Raw genomic sequence first — 387 nt, 5'->3', positions numbered from 1 at the left:
TTGTGGTTGATACAATAAAAACAACTCATTATTTTCAATTGCATTTGGTAAATCTTGCTCTAATCGTAATCGTCTTGTTATTTTTTGAGATAATGTCTCATCATACATACACACAGCATTGTTACCTTTTTCCTTTGCGCTATACATAGCGATATCAGCGTGCTGTAAAAGTGTTGTGGCATTTGTTCCTCCAAAAGGATACAACGCTATTCCTATACTAAGCGATAAGTAAAAGCTGTGTTGATTTATTACAAATGGTTCTTCAGTTATATGAAATAGTATTTCGCACAAATCTAATAGTTGGTGCTCGGTTTGGTTATGGACAATGATCGCAAACTCATCTCCACCTATTCTTGCTAAAGGAATAGTCGGTGACAGACATGTCCT

1 protein-coding gene is annotated in these 387 nt (G+C 35.4%); it reads right to left on the bottom strand.

All coding sequences use genetic code 11. The features are described from left to right. Positions 1-387: GGDEF domain-containing protein (locus RT27_RS32095; RefSeq protein WP_043939480.1), on the bottom strand; the 387-nt coding region annotated here is incomplete at both ends.

Origin of the sequence: Bacillus sp. L_1B0_5 (assembly GCF_000836715.1) — a bacterium.
Classification (GTDB): domain Bacteria; phylum Bacillota; class Bacilli; order Bacillales; family Bacillaceae_G; genus Bacillus_A; species Bacillus_A thuringiensis_S.
This window is presented reverse-complemented; position numbering and strand designations above follow the sequence as displayed.